The following is a 17,154-nucleotide window of genomic DNA, read 5'->3' as shown; positions in this document are numbered from 1 at the left end:
TGACAGGAGAGAGACGATTGAAAAAAGTAAGTGAATATTTGTTTTTGTGGGCGCTTGGCGGTACGATTTATTATGAATTTGAAATGATCTTCAGGGGTTTTTCTCACTGGTCCATGTTTGTGCTGGGAGGAATCTGCCTCTGTTTCATTGCATGGCAAGGGAAAATGGTTCACTGGAGAGATCCTCTTTGGCGCCAGACGGTTCGCTGCGTGATCTTTGTGGCAGCAGGAGAATTTTTCACCGGGATCATTGTAAATAAATGGCTCAGACTCAATGTATGGGATTATAGTGATCAGCCGATGCAGCTGTTTGGTCAGGTCTGTGTTCCTTTTCTGATTATTTTTTCGGGGCTTTGCGTTATCGGAATATTTCTGAGCAGTTTCCTTCTGCATATTCTGTATGGGGAAGAAAAACCATCGTTCCATATTTTGTAGGTGCAATTTTCTGCTGTTTTAAATGGGAAGGCATTGTTGAAAATTTGTATTCAGAATCATAGAGAGATAGCAGCAAACAAAGAACACTTTATTTTTTGATTGAAAACATGTTGATAGGAGGGATAAAAAAATGATTCTGTCAGGAAAGGAAATTTTAAAACACATAGGGAAAGAGATCCAGATTGAGCCGTTTGATGAGAATAGATTAAATCCTAACAGTTATAATCTGTCATTGGCAAATGAACTGCTTGTCTATGAAGATGAGGTTTTGGATATGAAAAAGGATCATGCCGTCAGAAAGATAGTAATTCCCGAGGAGGGTCTTCTGTTGGAACCACATAAACTATATCTTGGACGGACGAACGAATTTACAAAAACAGAAGGGTTTGTGCCAATGCTAGAGGGTCGCTCCTCTACGGGACGTCTCGGGCTTTTTATCCATGTGACAGCAGGATTTGGAGATGTTGGTTTTGCAGGCTACTGGACATTAGAAATTTTTTGTGTACAGCCAATCCGGATTTATCCGAATGTAGAAGTCTGCCAAATCTATTACCACGATATTCATGGAGAGTATGACTGTTATCAGAGTGGAAAATATCAGAATAACAAAGGAATCCAGTCCAGTATGCTGTACAAAGATTTTTTAAAATAGGAATCAGTAACATAGAAGACACAAAGAATGAGGATACATTTGGGAGGAAAAAGATGCATCAGATTTTTGTATATGGAACACTTTTAAAGGGGATGTACAATTATGAGATTTACTGCAGCGCAGAGGACTCATACCGTCAAAAAGCCTATGTAGATGGGCTTCTTTATAGTCTGAAAGGAAGAAGATATCCGGCGCTGATTGAGGGGAAAGAAAGAATTGCCGGAGAGATACACGAAGTATCTGAACAGACATTAAAGAAGATTGATGAGTTGGAAAGCTATTTTGGGGAAGGACACCCGGAGAATGAATATGATAAAAAGTTTGTAATGGCATATGCAGAAGACGGAAGCGAAATCGGCGAGGTTCCAGTCTATTTTTACAACATTAGAAATGAGAAAAACAGAGCACTGTTAGATCAGAGAATCACATGTAACGATTATCGGAAATATGTGGAGTAGCAGAACTATGAAATTGGAGAAGATAAAAAAGCGATTGGAAATGTACTTATCTTATTTTTTGGGAGGATCATAGATGTCAACAGGGATAATGATTATTGGACCATCAGGAAGTGGAAAAACTACATTGGGCAGATTTGTCGCCGCTCAGCTAGGCTACCCTTACTTTGATGTGGACGATTATATTTGGAGAAAAGATACTAAAGAACCATATACTGTTATGTATAGTCATGAAGAAAAGATTAGCAGATTGAGCAATGATATTTTGCCCTATGAATATTTTGTGATGGCTGGTTCGATGAGTTCTTTCCATTATGCATTTGATGACAAGTTTGAGATGATGGTTTTTCTTTATGTCGAACCTGACATTCGTGTACAGCGAGTACATAACCGCGCATTGGAACGTTTTGGAGGAAGAATACTTGAAGGAGGCGACTTGTATGAAAATCATATGCGATTTTTAGAAAGTAATCGCCGCTACGAGAAGGATGGTTCTCCAAATCTGCATGGGCAGAGAAAATGGATGGATGAAATGTCTTGCCTGAAGTTGGAATTGGACGGGACAGATAGTCTTGAGAATAATGCAAACATCATTATTGAAAAATGGAAAGGATTAGGAAGATAAAGTGGATTTCAGAGGCTTTATCTTCCTGTTATTTATTATATTTTTTCACCACAATGTGGACATTTATTAGAAAAAATCGTATGCCAATACATGCGATGCCCACAGAAATCACAGGTATTTAGTGGTGACACTAATGGCATAACTAAAATACATTGTAATAACAATAAAAATGTAAATGTCCTGTTTCCCCAAGGTTCTGATATGAAAAATACCAAAATTAAATCGAAAATAGAATACACAATTCCTATTCTCCATGCGAAAATTCCTATTTTTCGTAAATTTCCTCCGTAAACCATGATGGAGACTAGCAAAGTATATATAAAACATCTAAAGAAAAATGATATGCTCATAATGGCTTCTCCTAATGCCTGACAATTTACCAGATGATTAAAAAATATATTCCGCATACGTATGTCATAAAGAATAAGTATGACTGGAATCTAAGAAAATCTACATTTGTGCGTTCTTCCACCATGTCTGATCCAACATTTTCTTTATACATCAATCAAGGGTACTTTTGCCACCGCATTTAAGTAAACTGTACATAAATTATTTGTAAAAGGTACAATCAAAATATTTCTGCATGGGTGTTGTTATTAATGAATCTTTGTGCTTTTACTTTTCTCTGTCGAAAGACAATGAAATTAATAAGCCCTGTCTGAGACGGAATTGGGGGAAGCTATTTTTAATCTATTCAAATAGCCAGCTTGAGGTAAAGTTAACGGTATACAGTACGGTGTTATCGCGACTACAAAGATCTAGGGCTGCAAGGCTGTACTACAAATTTAGGAATCAGTCAGCAGACATTATCAAGAATCGGTTTTATCTTGAATAACAGTTGAAAATTTGATAAGATGATAACCGTACATAATTAGCATCTTTGTTTCTTATAGAAATGATATTAAGAGATAAGGAGGACAATTATATAGGTAAAAATAAAAAAAGGAAAAGCATAGGACGTGGCATGAGTCGATGCGGGTTAACGTCTAGAAATGCTTAAAAATAAGGAAAAATGATTGATACTAAGTGTTTAACACCAATGATGCAGCAGTATATGGAGACGAAGAAACAATATTCTGACTGTATTTTATTTTACAGACTTGGTGACTTTTATGAAATGTTTTTTGACGATGCCATTACGGCGTCCAAGGAACTGGAAATTACACTGACCGGAAAAAATTGTGGATTAGAGGAACGTGCGCCGATGTGCGGTATTCCGTATCACTCTGTGGATAGTTATCTGAACCGGCTTGTGGAAAAGGGATATAAGGTTGCAATCTGTGAACAAGTAGAAGATCCGCAACAGGCGAAGGGCATTGTCAAGCGAGAAGTTGTGCGTGTTGTAACTGCAGGCACTAATATGAATGCGCAGGCACTCGATGAGACAAAGAATAATTATATCATGTGTATTGTATATATCGCCGATTGCTATGGACTGGCGGTGGCAGATGTGTCTACCGGGGATTATTTTGTGACAGAACTTGACAGTGGACGGAAGCTTTTGGATGAGATTCATAAATTTTCACCTTCTGAGATTATTTGCAATGAATCCTTCTATATGAGCGGACTTGATCTGGACGATTTGAGACATCGTCTTGGAATGATGATCTATTCGATCGATACGCATTTCTTTGATGATGAAATGTGTGCACGTATTTTAAAAGAACATTTTCATGCAGCTTCGCTGGAAGGCATGGGACTTGGAGATTATAACTGTGGTGTGATCGCAGCAGGAGCTCTTTTGAAATATCTCTATGAGACTCAGAAGACATCGCTTTCTCATATCACACATATTACAGGATATGCGACAGGGAGATATATGTTATTGGACAGCTCTTCCCGAAGAAACCTGGAGTTGTGTGAGACGTTGCGTGAAAAACAAAAAAGAGGCTCTCTTTTATGGGTGCTGGATAAGACGAAAACGGCTATGGGCGCCAGAATGCTTAGAAGTTATATTGAACAGCCGCTGATTGACCGGCATGAGATTGAACAGAGGCTGGAGGCGGTAGAAGAATTAAAAGACAAAGCAATTTCTCGTGAGGAGATCCGGGAATATTTATCTCCGGTCTATGATCTGGAACGTCTGATCAGCCGTGTGACATATCAGTCTGCGAATCCAAGAGATTTGATTTCTTTCCGCAATTCTCTGGAAATGTTGCCGCATATCAAATACCTTTTAACAGAAATGCACGGAGAACTTTTACAGCAGATTTGTGAAGAGTTGGATACACTGGAAGATCTTTATCAGCTTTTGAATGAATCCATCATGGAAGAACCCCCGCTTGCGATGAAAGAAGGCGGTATTATCAAAGATGGATATGATGCGGATGTGGATATGCTACGACAGGCAAAAACAGAAGGAAAGAACTGGCTTGCACAGCTGGAGGAGGAAGAGCGAGAGAAGACTGGCATTCGGAATTTGAAAGTGAAATATAACAAAGTATTTGGATACTATTTGGAAGTCACAAACGCTTACAAAGAACTAGTACCAGATTATTATACGAGAAAGCAGACACTTGCCAATGCGGAGCGTTTCATTACTCCAAGATTAAAAGAGTTGGAAGATACAATCCTCGGTGCAGAAGACAAGCTGTATGCGCTTGAATATACTCTGTATTGTAAAGTGCGCGACCGAATTGCATCTGAAGTGCTTCGTGTCCAGAAAACAGCGAAGGCCGTCGCAAAAATTGATGTATTTACGTCTCTTGCTCTTGTGGCAGAGCGGAACAATTATGTCCGACCGAAGATCAACGAGAAAGGACTGATTGACATCAAGGGCGGCAGACACCCGGTTGTGGAGAAAATGACACCGGACAATATGTTTATCGCAAATGATACACTGTTGGATGATAAGAAAAATCGTGTTTCCATCATCACTGGTCCGAATATGGCAGGAAAATCTACATATATGCGCCAGTCTGCGCTGATTGTTTTGATGGCACAGATCGGGTCATTTGTTCCGGCAGATAGTGCCAATATCGGAATCTGTGACCGTATTTTTACGAGAGTCGGCGCATCAGATGACCTTGCGTCCGGACAGAGTACTTTTATGGTTGAAATGACCGAAGTTGCAAATATTCTGCGAAATGCCACAAGCAGCAGCCTGTTGATCTTAGATGAAATCGGACGGGGAACGAGTACGTTTGACGGATTGAGCATCGCATGGGCAGTTGTGGAACATATCAGTAATAAAAAACTGCTTGGAGCTAAAACCTTGTTTGCGACACATTACCATGAACTGACGGAACTGGAAGGAAAGCTTGACAGCGTGAACAATTATTGTATTGCAGTCAAAGAGCAGGGAGATGATATTGTCTTCTTGAGAAAGATTGTAAAAGGTGGTGCGGATAAGAGTTATGGGATCCAGGTTGCAAAACTTGCGGGGGTACCGGAATCCGTCATTGCACGTGCAAAAGAAATTGTCGGAGAATTAAGTGAGGCAGATATTACGACAAAGGTGCGTGAGATTTCTGCGCAAGGAAGCGAGGCGAAAGCACGCCAGAAAAAATATGATGAAGTAGATCTGGCACAGATCTCATTGTTTGATACGGTCAAGGATGACGATGTATTAGAAGAACTAAAAGAAATTGATGTGTCGAATCTGACGCCGATGGATGCTTTAAATACCATTTACCGGTTGCAGAATAAATTGAAGAACCGGTGGAAATAGTCGGAGAAAGGAGCAGATATGCCAAATATTCAAGTCTTAGATCAGGTTACGATCGATAAGATTGCGGCGGGAGAGGTGATCGAACGCCCGGCATCGATTGTAAAAGAACTGGTGGAAAATGCAATTGATGCGAAAGCCACTGCCATTACCGTGGAGATCAAAGACGGCGGAATCTCTCTGATCCGCATTGCAGACAATGGATGTGGAATTCCAAAGGAAGAAGTTCCGCTTGCCTTTTTAAGGCATTCGACAAGTAAAATACGCTCTGTGGAGGACTTGACTGGAATTGCTTCCCTTGGTTTTCGCGGAGAAGCGCTTTCGAGCATTGCGGCGATCGCGCAAGTGGAGCTTCGTACAAAGGTGAAGGAGGCAGATGCGGGCATACAGTACCGAATTGAAGGCGGATCAGAAAAATCATTGGAAGAAATAGGAATGCCAGATGGAACGACTTTTTTTGTCCGTCAGATTTTTTTCAACACGCCGGCACGGCGGAAGTTTCTGAAAACTCCGATGACAGAAGCAAGCCATGTCAGTGAATTGATCACGCGATTGGCGCTGTCTCATCCGGAAATCTCGTTTCAATTTCTCACAAACGGGCAGCCAAAACTTCACACATCCGGAAACGGCAGGCTGAAGGATGTTATTTACCATATTTATGGAAGGGATATTACCGGAAACCTGCTCGAAATCAATGCAAAGGCAAACGGAGTTGCAATCCGGGGATATATTGGAAAACCTCTGATTTCCAGAGGAAACAGAAATTATGAAAATTACTATATCAACGGAAGATATGTAAAGAGCAGCATAATTGCAAAAGCAATCGAAGATGCCTATAAGGGGTTTACGATGCAGCATAAGTATCCGTTTACTGTGTTACACTTCACGATAGACGGAACAGATCTGGATGTAAATGTCCATCCAACAAAAATGGAAGTCCGTTTTAGCAAACAACAGGAAGTGTATAATTTTATTTACAATACACTGAAGGATGCTTTGAGCGAAAAAGAATTGATTCCACGGGTGGAATTATCGGTGGCGGAACCGGTTTCCCAAAAGAGTACGTTCTTAGAAAAAGCGGTCTCGCCATCTGTTCCAGACGTTTTACCAGATAAAAAAAATGAAAAAGTTTTTGTGGAGAAACTTCCGCAGGAAGCGCGGTATGCAGAAGCTCCTTCTGAAGAGAAAAATCTAGATTATTTTATGAAGAAGATGCGGGAACGTGTCACTGCCTATCACAATCAGAGTTCTCAGGCAGAAGTGAAAGACCGAGGAGGGCTTTATAGAAATCAATTATCCACTGATAGGATCAAAGAGGCTGCGGCATATCGGGCAGAACAAAAAAAGCAATTCGGACAGTCTGAAAAAGTGCAGGAAAAAATATATAGAAAAGAAGATAAAAGGGAAAATCTACAAGAAACGCCACAAGAAATCGCACGGTTGCAAACACCGAAAGAGGCGGAAGAGGATACACAACTAAATTTTTTTGATCAAAAGCTATTGTCAAAAGAAGCAAAACAGGAATATACTTTAGTAGGACAAGTGTTTGAAACATATTGGATTGTAGAATACCGAGATCAGATGTATATTATCGATCAACATGCCGCTCATGAACGTGTGCTGTATGAACGGACTTTGAAACGGATGAAGGAAAAGCAGTTCACTTCGCAGCGGATCAGTCCGCCAATCGTTCTGAATCTGTCGATGCAGGAGGAACAGCTTTTATCAGAACATATGGAAAATTTTACAAAGATTGGATTTGAGATCGAGCCTTTTGGAGGGGATTCCTATGCAGTCCGTGCAGTTCCAGACAATCTGTTCAGTATTGCAAAAAAAGACCTGCTGATCGAAATGTTAGACAGCCTGTCAGACAGTATTTCTACAAATCTTGCACCGGATATTGTTCTGGAGAAAATTGCTTCGATGTCATGTAAGGCTGCGGTAAAAGGGAACTCCAGGCTTTCTGGCAGAGAAGTGGATGCGCTGATCGGAGAACTTTTAGAACTGGACAACCCATATCATTGTCCACATGGAAGACCAACGATCATTGCGATGACAAAACGCGAGCTGGAGAAAAAATTTAAAAGAATCGTATAGCATCTTATTTTGTAAAAATATTATAGTATAGGAAACAGGGGAAGGACAAATGATAAACTTTATAATCAGTGAAAATTTTTATTCTTTATTTGCAGGAATCGGTCTTATGGCAGCATTTTTGATGACTTGTGTCTGCATTACCAAATTTAACTATTTACTTCCAAAAGATGCCGGCAGAGATTTTGCCCATGAGGGAAAGCTTTCTGCAGGAAAGCCAAGAGGAGCCGGGATCATTTTTATTCTTGTATTTGCGGCAGCGGCACTACTGTTCTCGGAACTTTCTGTCGAGATCGTCATTTACATTGTGCTTGTCATTGCGGAGATGCTGACTGGCTATCTGGATGACGCCTCAGAAAAGCCGTGGAATGAGTATAAGAAAGGGTTACTCGATCTTTTGGTTGCTGTAGTGCTTTCGCTTACCTTTATGCACTACAATTCCAGCACGATTGAATTTGCAATTCCAGGAATCTCTGTGACAATTCCTCCGGTTGTATTTTGTCTGCTCTCGATCGTTTTGATCTGGGTGTCTATCAACGTGACAAACTGCTCTGATGGAGTAGACGGCCTTTCTGCTACGTTGACGATCATCACGTTAATCACACTTTATATTGTAAAAGGGATGAAAGGGACAACAGACAACTTCTCTTATTTGATCTTGCTGTTTGTAATCTGTTTGCTTGGGTATCTGTGGTACAATGCTGCTCCGAGCCATCTGATGATGGGGGATGCAGGATCCCGAGCGATGGGAATTTTTATTGCAATCGCAGCGTTAAAGACAGAAAGTCCATTTTTATATATTTTCGCTGCATTCGTGCTGATTGCAGATGGAGGAATCGGGATTGTCAAAGTAGCATTGCTTCGTTTCTTGAAGATCAAGATCTTAACAAATGTTCGGACTCCCCTACATGATCATGTGCGAAAAGTGTGGGACTGGTCGAACACACAGACTGTTTTCCGGTTTGGAATCATTCAAATCGTAATTTCTGTGGCAACAATTTACATGCTTATGTTGTAATCAACAGGAGTAGATTATGAGGTGGCTATGATAGATACAGAAAAAAAACCATTGATCATATTGACCGGTCCGACTGCTGTCGGAAAAACGAAGGCATCGATCGGACTGGCAAAAGCAATCGGCGGAGAAATTATCTCCGCTGATTCTATGCAGGTTTACCGACATATGGATATCGGTTCTGCAAAAATTACAAAAGAAGAGATGGCAGATGTTCCACATTATCTGATTGACGTTCTGGAACCGGAAGAGGAATTTCATGTGGTACGGTTTCAACAGATGGCAAAGGCGGCAATGGCAGATATTTATTCCAGAGGCAAAATACCAATTATTGTCGGTGGAACCGGATTTTACATCCAGGCACTTTTATATGACATTGATTTCACTGAAAATGAAGGAGACAGTGTATATCGAGAGAAGCTGGAGGCACTTGCAAAGGAAAAAGGAGCCGCATATCTCCATGGACAACTTGCCATGGTCGACCCGAAATCAGCAGAAGAAATCCATGCGAATAATATAAAGCGCGTGATCCGTGCACTGGAATTTTATCACCAGACAGGACAGAAGATTTCCGAACACAATGAGCGGGAAAGACAAAAAGAGTCTCCTTATCAGTTCTGTTACTTTGTTTTAAATGACCGACGAGAATGTCTATATGAACGGATTGACCAACGGGTGGATCAGATGATCCGAAACGGTCTTGTTCAGGAAGTACAGACGTTAAAAGAGAGAGGCTGTACAAAACAGATGGTCTCGATGCAGGGGCTTGGATATAAAGAAATCTTTTCGTATCTGGAGGGGGACTGTTCTCTTGAGGAGGCTGTCTATATTATTAAGCGGGATACAAGACACTTCGCAAAAAGACAGCTGACTTGGTTTAAAAGAGAGCGTGATGTAATCTGGGTTCAGAAAGATGAGTTGAATTATGATGACAAAAAATTATTACAAAGTTTGCTAGAAAGTATCAAAGAAAGGATGAATCTTCCATGTTAGAAGAAAAACAGACAGTGGCTGCTATTTATGAGACACTGGGGATTTCCAGAGAAGTCTATGCATTTGGCAGTGAAATTGAAAAAACATTACAGGAGCGGTTTGAAGAAATTGATCAGACAGCAGAATATAATCAGTTGAAAGTGGTACAGGCGATGCAGGAATGCAGAGTCAGTGAAGGGTGCTTTAACTATGTAAGTGGATATGGATACAATGATCAGGGAAGGGATACGCTGGAGGAAGTCTATGCACATACATTCCATACAGAAGCTGCGCTTGTCCGTCCGCAGATTACTTGTGGAACGCATGCGCTTGCATTGACTTTAAGTGCAAATTTGAGACCAGGAGACGAATTGCTTTCCCCTGTCGGGAAACCATATGATACGCTGGAAGAAGTAATTGGAATCCGTCCATCCAAAGGTTCTCTTGCGGAATATGGAGTTACATACCGCCAGGTAGATCTGCTCTCAGATGGAACCTTTGATTATCCGGCAATCAAAGCTGCAATCAATGAGAAGACAAAACTGGTCACCATTCAGCGCTCCAAAGGGTATCAGACCCGCCCGAGTTTTTCAGTAAAACAGATCGGAGAGCTGATCGCATTTGTCAAGGGGATCAAACCAGATGTAATCTGTATGGTAGATAACTGTTATGGAGAGTTTGTGGAGCGGATGGAACCAAGTGATGTCGGCGCGGATCTGATGGTAGGATCTCTGATTAAAAATCCAGGGGGCGGACTTGCTCCGATCGGCGGATATGTTGTCGGAAAGCAGGAATATATTGATCAGTGTGCGTACCGCTTAACTTCTCCGGGACTTGGGAAAGAAGTAGGAGCTTCCCTTGGAGTGATGAAAGACTTTTATCAAGGATTTTTCCTTGCACCAACAGTTGTAAAAGGTGCTTTAAAGGGAGCTGTGTTTGCTGCCAATATTTATGAAAAACTTGGATTTTCAGTTGTTCCAAATGGAAGTGAGAGCAGACATGATATTATACAAGCTGTGACTCTTGGGACACCGGAAGGTGTGATCGCATTTTGTCAGGGAATTCAGGCAGCTGCCCCTGTAGACAGTTATGTCACACCTGAGCCATGGGCAATGCCTGGATATGACAGTGATGTGATCATGGCTGCCGGCGCTTTTGTGCAGGGATCTTCTATTGAATTGAGTGCTGACGGTCCGATCAAGCCACCATATGCAGTTTATTTCCAAGGGGGGCTTACATGGGAACATGCAAAATTTGGAATTTTAATGTCGCTTCAGAAAATGGTAGACAAAGGTCTTGTTACACTATAAGAAGCATATAAGGAAAAGAAAATCTGTCTCACAATCTGGAGAAACATCTGATTTCATAAAGAATTTAGGCAGATCTGGGGAGAGGATACTATGAAGAATATAATTGTAGTCGGAGGAGGAGCCTCCGGGCTGATGGCTGCAATCTCGGCAGCAAAATCAGGAGCCAGTGTCTGCATTTTAGAACACAATGAGAAATTAGGAAAGAAAATTCTTGCCACTGGAAATGGACGGTGTAATTTTTCAAATCGTCTGCAGGAACCTTCTTGTTATAGAAGTAGCCAGAGAAATTTTCCATGGCAGGTGATCGAACAGTTTCCGGCAGAAAAGACCATTGCTTTTTTTGAAGAACTCGGCATCTGTACCAGAGACCGGGGCGGATACCTTTATCCGGGGTCTGATCAGGCAGCCTCTGTTTTGGAAGTACTTCAGATGGAGGTAGAGCGACTGCAGATACCGGTAGAATATGGTGTGCAGATTTGTGGGATTGTGAAGAAGAAAGAACAGTTTGAAATCCGCACCGCCACAAAGAGATACCATTGCCAAAAACTAATTCTTGCCACGGGGTCAAAAGCATCTCCGGTAACCGGATCTGATGGAAGTGGATATCAATACGCGAAGGATCTGGGGCATACGATTGCTCCGGTCCTCCCCGCGCTTGTGGCATTGCATGCAAAGGAAAATTTTTTTGCTGCGTTAGCTGGTGTCCGCATCCAGGGGAAAGTAACACTTTTCGTAGATGGAACAAAATGTGCAGAAGATACCGGGGAGCTTCAACTTACCAAATATGGAATTTCCGGCATTCCGGTATTTCAAGTAAGTCGTTACGCATCGGAAGGCCTTTACAGAAAAAAAGAGGTCATTGCAGTCTTGGATCTGGCACCGAATGTGACAGAAAAGGAGATGGACGATATCCTCAGACTTCGGATCCGGAGGCATCCGGAACGCAAAATGACAGAGTTTTTCACGGGCATGTACCACCAGAAATTTTCTCAAACTATTTTAAGGCTTAGCAAAATTGATAAAAAGAAAAGCTGCCAGGAACTATCAGAGCGGGAAATTATGATTTTATGTCGACTGTTAAAATCACTTCGCATTACGATCAAGGGCACAAATGATTTTGATCAGGCACAAATTTGTGCGGGCGGTGTCAGGACAGAGGAAGTTGATCCAAAAACAATGGAATCCCATTGTGTATCAGGGTTGTATTTTGCGGGAGAGCTCCTCGATGTAGATGGGATTTGCGGAGGATATAACCTTCAGTGGGCATGGTCCAGTGGGTTTGTTGCAGGAAAATGTGCTGCGCAAAGCAGTATAGGAGAAAGGGAAAAAAGAATATGATTCAGATTAGCCAATTGAAATTGCCCTGCACACATACACAGCAGGAATTGAGAGAAAAGATTGAGAGAACACTTCGGATCCGTCCTGAGGAGCTGATAGAATATTCGATTGAAAAGCAATCAATTGACGCGCGCAAAAAACCACAGATATTTTATGTCTATACGATTCATGCTTCCGTTTTGCAGGAGAAAAAGGTGTTTAAAAAAGTTCACAGCAAAAATATCACCATCGTGGAAAAGAAAGTATATCAATTCCCGTTTCATGCGGAAAGCACACCGGCAGATCGACCGGTGATCATCGGAAGTGGTCCTGCAGGACTGTTCTGTGCATACATGTTGGCAGAACATGGATTTGCCCCAATACTTCTGGAGCGCGGCAAAGCAATAGAAGAGCGGAAGAAAGATGTAGATTCCTTTTGGGAGACGGGCAAACTGAATCCAGAATCCAATGTTCAGTTTGGAGAGGGAGGCGCCGGAACTTTTTCTGATGGTAAGCTAAATACACTTGTCAAAGATCCTTCCGGAAGAAATCGGAAAGTGTTAGAAATCTTTGTAAAAGAAGGCGCACCGGAGGAAATCTTATATGTAAATAAACCACATATTGGGACAGATCTTCTGATGAATGTTGTAAAGAATATGCGGAAGACGATCCAAAGCAACGGCGGAGAGGTTCGGTTTGAAAGCAAAGTGACTGAGCTTTGTATAACTGACGGAAAGATCTGTGGCGTTGTAATAAATAAAGAGCAATTTCTTCCTGCGAAATCGGTGATATTGGCAATTGGACACAGTGCGAGAGATACCTTTGAGATGCTTTGGGAAAAACAGATTTGCATGGAAGCAAAATCATTTGCTGTCGGTGTGCGCGTCGAACATCCACAGAAATTGATCAATTATGCACAATATCAGATGGAACTGCCCAAAACACTTCCAGCGGCATCTTACAAGGTGACGGCACAACTTTCCAATGGAAGAGGTGTTTATTCCTTCTGTATGTGTCCAGGCGGTTATGTGGTCAATGCTTCATCGGAAGAAGGGCGACTTGCAGTAAACGGAATGAGCTACCATAGCAGAGCAGGAGAAAATGCAAACAGTGCCATTATCGTGACCGTGACACCAAAAGATTATGGCAGTGACCATCCACTAGCTGGAATGGAGTTTCAAAGAAAATTGGAAGAAAAGGCATTTCGTCTGGCACAGGGCAAAATTCCTGTGCAGCGCTATGAAGATTTTTGCAAAAACCGGGCAACAGACAGTTTTGGAACGGTTCACCCTTCCATGAAAGGAAACTATGCGCCTGCTAATGTCAGAGAAATCCTGCCGGAGATTGTGGCAGCATCTATCGAAGAAGGCATCCGTTGCTTTGATCAAAAACTACAAGGATTTGCTGACCCAGATGCACTCTTATCTGGCGTGGAAAGCAGAACATCTTCTCCGGTCAGAATTTCCAGGGATCCTTCTACTATGGAAGGAAGTGTAAAAGGGTTATATCCGTGTGGAGAAGGGGCCGGATATGCCGGTGGAATCACTTCCGCCGCAATGGATGGGATTCGTATGGCAGAAGCTGTGGCAGGTCAACTCAGATAGAAAGACAAACAATCTTCACAAAAAATTAATGTCTTTTCTATATACACTTTTTTTAAAGTATGATAAAATAAACAGAGTTTGTGAGAAGAAGAGGTGGAGTAAAGATGAAAGGACACGCAGGAAAAAACACGTGGGCACTTTTTTTACTGCTTTTGGCAGGAATTGTGCTTGGCGGGTTTATAGGTATGCTGGCAGAGGGAGTGCCGGCACTGAGCTGGCTGTCATATGGCCAGACATTTGGGTTTGACAATCCGATTGTGCTGAATCTCGGCTTATTAGTCATTACTTTCGGCCTGAATATCAAAATTACAATTGCAAGTATTCTTGGAGTTGTGATATCTATTATTATATACCGCTTATTATAGCATCTTTACTTGTAGCACAAGAGTCTAAAGAACACATGAATCAAAATTGTACCATAAGAGAAATTATATCAGAGGAACGTCCTTACGAAAAATGTGAACAGTATGGCGCAGGCAATCTGACCGATGTTGAATTGCTTGCGATTCTTCTGCGCACAGGGACAAAAGGACACAGCGTGCTGGAACTGGCCAGAAAGATTTTGTATCCGGTTTATTGGCAGGATGGAATTTTAAATATTCATCACTGGACGATGGAACAACTGATGCAGATCAAAGGAATTGGAAAGATTAAAGCGATTCAGATTCTGTGCCTGTCGGAGCTTGCAAAGCGTCTCTCAAAAGCAGATGCGTACCAAGGACTTGATTTTCGGACTCCGTCCTCCATTGCTGAGTATTATATGGAGGATATGCGTCATCGTACGCAGGAGCATATGAAGCTTTTGATGTTAAATACAAAGGCAAAGCTTCTCGGTGAAACGACAATCTCAAAAGGGACGGTCAACGCGTCTTTATTGACTCCGCGGGAATTGTTCATTGAAGCTCTGCAGAAAAATGCTGTTTCTATCATATTGCTTCATAATCACCCAAGCGGGGATCCCACACCAAGCCGAGAAGATCTTCTGATTACAAAAAGAATTAAAGAGGCAGGAAGTCTGATTGGAATTGAACTGTTAGACCATATTATTATTGGGAACAATTGTTATATCAGCTTTGCCGAACAAGAACTTATTTAGAGAGGAATCGATGTCGGTTGTCTAGAAATATATATGGTCTTGATCTTGGCAGTTATGAGATCAAAGTATATGATAAAAAACAAAAAACAATCTGGCGTGAAAAAAATGCGATTGCATTTGCGGATGAAAAGGAAATTTTTGCAGTCGGAGATGAGGCATATGAGATGTATGGGAAAACACCTGATCACATCCGCGTTGTATTTCCGATGAAGGAAGGCGTGATTTCCGGAATCACCGATATGCAATATTTATTACAAAATCTTCTAAAACGAGGGCACCAATTTGCTTATGGGTCCGAGTATGTGATTGCTGTTCCGACAGATGTAACAGAACTGGAAAAGCGGGCATTCTGCGACCTTGTCCTTCATTCAACTGCGAGAGCAAAATCGGTGCGAATCGTGGCACGCGGCATTGCAGATGCAGTTGGTGCCGGAATTGCCGTGGAGCGAGAACCAGGGATTTTTTTAGTTAATTTTGGGGCATCTACGATGGAATTGTCTGTGCTTTCCTATGGAGGAATCGTATTGAACCGCCTGCTTAAGATTGGTGGAATGCATTTAGACCGTGAGATCATCCAGCTGGTTAAAAATCGGTACCAAATATTAATCTCCGGGCGAACCGCAGAATTTCTTCGAAAAGAAGCAGGATTATTTCCAAACAGGCAGGAATCTATTTATCAAGTTCCGTGCAAAAAATTAGGAACCGGCCTTCCAAAGTACAAGGAGATTCCCGGAACGTTAGTGAAAACGGCACTTCGGGAGCCTCTGTCAGACTGTGTGAAGGAAATGACGGCGCTTTTAAAAAGAACTCCTCCGGAAGTGCGGCAGGCAATTGAGCAAAAAGGAATCTTTCTGACCGGTGGTATGGCATCGCTTTCAGGTCTTGACAGATATTTATCGCATGCCGGCGGATGGAAAGTGACTGTGGCAAATCAGCCTGCAATTTGTGCAGTGAGAGGCCTTGAAAAAATCATACACAATAAAAATCTTCACAAACTGACTTATGAGATGTCAGTGGAAAATGACAGGTGGATACGATGAGAAAGAAAAAACAAAATGGTCTGGCAAGTAAATACTGGCTTTTAATCCTTTCAGCGGTATGTCTGCTTTTGATGGGAATTTCTCTGATTTCTGATAAAATCAACGGACCTTTGCGGATTTTTGCCAATTATACGGTTGTTCCGATGCAGAAAGGAATCAATCAAATAGGAATGTTTTTAACAGATATTACAGATAATTTTGAGACATTGCAGCTGACAAGAAAGGAAAAAGAAGCACTTCAGGAAAAGGTAGATGAACTGACGTTGGAAAACAAGATGCTCCAACAAGAAAAATACGAGTTAGAACGTCTTCAGGAACTGTATAAATTAGATTCTAATTATGCAGATTATGAGAAAGTGGGAGCTCATGTGATCGGGAAGGATCCGGGTAACTGGTTTAGTACCTTTACCATCGACAAAGGAAGTGATGATGGACTCGCAGTGGATATGAATGTAATTGCAGGATCTGGATTGGTTGGTATTATCACAGAAGTAGCCCCAGGATGGTCTCGTGTCCGTTCCATTATTGATGATTCCAGCAATATCAGTGCCATGACACTTTCGACACTGGATACTTGTATTGTCAAAGGTGATTTGAAGTTGATGAATGATGGCAAGATCAAGTTTGAACAATTAGAAAATAATAAGAATGAGATTGCGGTCGGAGAGGAAATTGTGACTTCTCATATCAGTGACAAATATCTCCAGGGAATTACAATTGGTGTTGTCAGTGATATTAAGGTAGATTCCAATAATCTGACACGATCCGGTTATCTCACTCCGGTTGTAGATTTCAAGCATCTTCATGAAGTGCTTGTCATTACTACTTTAAAAGAAGATGTAACGAAAGAGATAAAAGAAGCAAAGTAAGGAG

Annotated in this window: 15 protein-coding genes; all 15 read left to right on the top strand. The window is 41.6% G+C overall.

Annotated features, from left to right (window positions below; translation table 11 throughout):
• Positions 1-17 precede the first annotated feature (17 nt).
• Positions 18-434, top strand: a complete 417-nt coding sequence (locus ACESPO_RS01335) for a putative ABC transporter permease (protein ID WP_409338801.1) — start codon at positions 18-20, stop codon at positions 432-434.
• Positions 435-564: 130 nt separating this feature from the next.
• Complete coding sequence (gene dcd / locus ACESPO_RS01330; protein WP_009261803.1) at positions 565-1,086, top strand: dCTP deaminase; 522 nt, start codon at positions 565-567, stop codon at positions 1,084-1,086.
• A gap of 53 nt (positions 1,087-1,139) precedes the next feature.
• Positions 1,140-1,544 (top strand): gamma-glutamylcyclotransferase family protein, encoded by a 405-nt coding sequence (locus ACESPO_RS01325; RefSeq protein WP_009261804.1) that lies wholly within the window; start codon positions 1,140-1,142, stop codon positions 1,542-1,544.
• Between the two features lie 73 nt (positions 1,545-1,617).
• Complete coding sequence (locus ACESPO_RS01320; RefSeq protein ID WP_336304962.1) at positions 1,618-2,166, top strand: AAA family ATPase; 549 nt, start codon at positions 1,618-1,620, stop codon at positions 2,164-2,166.
• 1,012 nt (positions 2,167-3,178) lie between these two features.
• Positions 3,179-5,836 (top strand): DNA mismatch repair protein MutS, encoded by a 2,658-nt coding sequence (gene mutS, locus ACESPO_RS01315; RefSeq protein WP_499788354.1) that lies wholly within the window; start codon positions 3,179-3,181, stop codon positions 5,834-5,836.
• 18 nt (positions 5,837-5,854) lie between these two features.
• On the top strand, positions 5,855-7,930 hold the full coding sequence (gene mutL, locus ACESPO_RS01310) for a DNA mismatch repair endonuclease MutL (protein WP_270457012.1): 2,076 nt from the start codon (positions 5,855-5,857) through the stop codon (positions 7,928-7,930).
• A 49-nt stretch (positions 7,931-7,979) separates the two neighbouring features.
• The gene (locus ACESPO_RS01305) at positions 7,980-8,945 is read left to right on the top strand and encodes an MraY family glycosyltransferase (protein WP_499788353.1); all 966 of its coding nucleotides are present in this window, start codon (positions 7,980-7,982) and stop codon (positions 8,943-8,945) included.
• Positions 8,946-8,972: 27 nt separating this feature from the next.
• Positions 8,973-9,935 carry a tRNA (adenosine(37)-N6)-dimethylallyltransferase MiaA gene (gene miaA, locus ACESPO_RS01300; protein ID WP_009261845.1) on the top strand — a complete coding sequence of 321 codons (963 nt, stop codon included), beginning with the start codon at positions 8,973-8,975 and terminating at the stop codon, positions 9,933-9,935.
• The gene (locus tag ACESPO_RS01295; protein ID WP_008975736.1) at positions 9,929-11,224 is read left to right on the top strand and encodes a methionine gamma-lyase family protein; all 1,296 of its coding nucleotides are present in this window, start codon (positions 9,929-9,931) and stop codon (positions 11,222-11,224) included. The genes miaA and ACESPO_RS01295 overlap by 7 nt, the downstream gene beginning before the upstream one ends.
• A 90-nt stretch (positions 11,225-11,314) precedes the next feature.
• Positions 11,315-12,562, top strand: a complete 1,248-nt coding sequence (locus ACESPO_RS01290; RefSeq protein WP_016438954.1) for a BaiN/RdsA family NAD(P)/FAD-dependent oxidoreductase — start codon at positions 11,315-11,317, stop codon at positions 12,560-12,562.
• The gene (locus ACESPO_RS01285) at positions 12,559-14,145 is read left to right on the top strand and encodes an NAD(P)/FAD-dependent oxidoreductase (RefSeq protein WP_016438953.1); all 1,587 of its coding nucleotides are present in this window, start codon (positions 12,559-12,561) and stop codon (positions 14,143-14,145) included. The genes ACESPO_RS01290 and ACESPO_RS01285 overlap by 4 nt, the downstream gene beginning before the upstream one ends.
• Before the next feature lie 104 nt (positions 14,146-14,249).
• On the top strand, positions 14,250-14,510 hold the full coding sequence (locus ACESPO_RS01280) for a DUF4321 domain-containing protein (RefSeq protein ID WP_009261847.1): 261 nt from the start codon (positions 14,250-14,252) through the stop codon (positions 14,508-14,510).
• A gap of 35 nt (positions 14,511-14,545) precedes the next feature.
• Entirely contained in the window at positions 14,546-15,241 is a 696-nt protein-coding gene (radC, locus tag ACESPO_RS01275) for a RadC family protein (RefSeq protein ID WP_008975732.1), read from the top strand.
• Positions 15,242-15,258: 17 nt separating this feature from the next.
• Positions 15,259-16,281 (top strand): rod shape-determining protein, encoded by a 1,023-nt coding sequence (locus ACESPO_RS01270; RefSeq protein WP_016438952.1) that lies wholly within the window; start codon positions 15,259-15,261, stop codon positions 16,279-16,281.
• A complete protein-coding gene (gene mreC, locus ACESPO_RS01265; RefSeq protein ID WP_009261848.1) occupies positions 16,278-17,150 on the top strand; it encodes a rod shape-determining protein MreC in 873 nt (290 codons plus the stop codon). The genes ACESPO_RS01270 and mreC overlap by 4 nt, the downstream gene beginning before the upstream one ends.
• The last annotated feature ends 4 nt before the right edge of the window (positions 17,151-17,154 follow it).

It is taken from the genome of Coprococcus sp. HPP0074, from assembly GCF_964238105.1.
Lineage (GTDB): Bacteria > Bacillota > Clostridia > Lachnospirales > Lachnospiraceae > Faecalimonas > Faecalimonas umbilicata.
The sequence above is the reverse complement of the archived record's forward strand: the minus strand, read 5'-3'. Positions and strand labels throughout refer to the sequence as shown.

Bases quoted from the DNA above. Each gene is read 5' to 3' on its own strand.
- dcd (WP_009261803.1), top strand. From the start codon at position 565: ATGATTCTGTCAGGAAAGGAAATTTTAAAACACATAGGGAAAGAGATC.
- ACESPO_RS01325 (WP_009261804.1), top strand. From the start codon at position 1,140: ATGCATCAGATTTTTGTATATGGAACACTTTTAAAGGGGATGTACAAT.
- ACESPO_RS01320 (WP_336304962.1), top strand. From the start codon at position 1,618: ATGTCAACAGGGATAATGATTATTGGACCATCAGGAAGTGGAAAAACT.
- mutS (WP_499788354.1), top strand. From the start codon at position 3,179: ATGATTGATACTAAGTGTTTAACACCAATGATGCAGCAGTATATGGAG.
- mutL (WP_270457012.1), top strand. From the start codon at position 5,855: ATGCCAAATATTCAAGTCTTAGATCAGGTTACGATCGATAAGATTGCG.
- ACESPO_RS01305 (WP_499788353.1), top strand. From the start codon at position 7,980: ATGATAAACTTTATAATCAGTGAAAATTTTTATTCTTTATTTGCAGGA.
- miaA (WP_009261845.1), top strand. From the start codon at position 8,973: ATGATAGATACAGAAAAAAAACCATTGATCATATTGACCGGTCCGACT.
- ACESPO_RS01295 (WP_008975736.1), top strand. From the start codon at position 9,929: ATGTTAGAAGAAAAACAGACAGTGGCTGCTATTTATGAGACACTGGGG.
- ACESPO_RS01290 (WP_016438954.1), top strand. From the start codon at position 11,315: ATGAAGAATATAATTGTAGTCGGAGGAGGAGCCTCCGGGCTGATGGCT.
- ACESPO_RS01285 (WP_016438953.1), top strand. From the start codon at position 12,559: ATGATTCAGATTAGCCAATTGAAATTGCCCTGCACACATACACAGCAG.
- ACESPO_RS01280 (WP_009261847.1), top strand. From the start codon at position 14,250: ATGAAAGGACACGCAGGAAAAAACACGTGGGCACTTTTTTTACTGCTT.
- radC (WP_008975732.1), top strand. From the start codon at position 14,546: ATGAATCAAAATTGTACCATAAGAGAAATTATATCAGAGGAACGTCCT.
- mreC (WP_009261848.1), top strand. From the start codon at position 16,278: ATGAGAAAGAAAAAACAAAATGGTCTGGCAAGTAAATACTGGCTTTTA.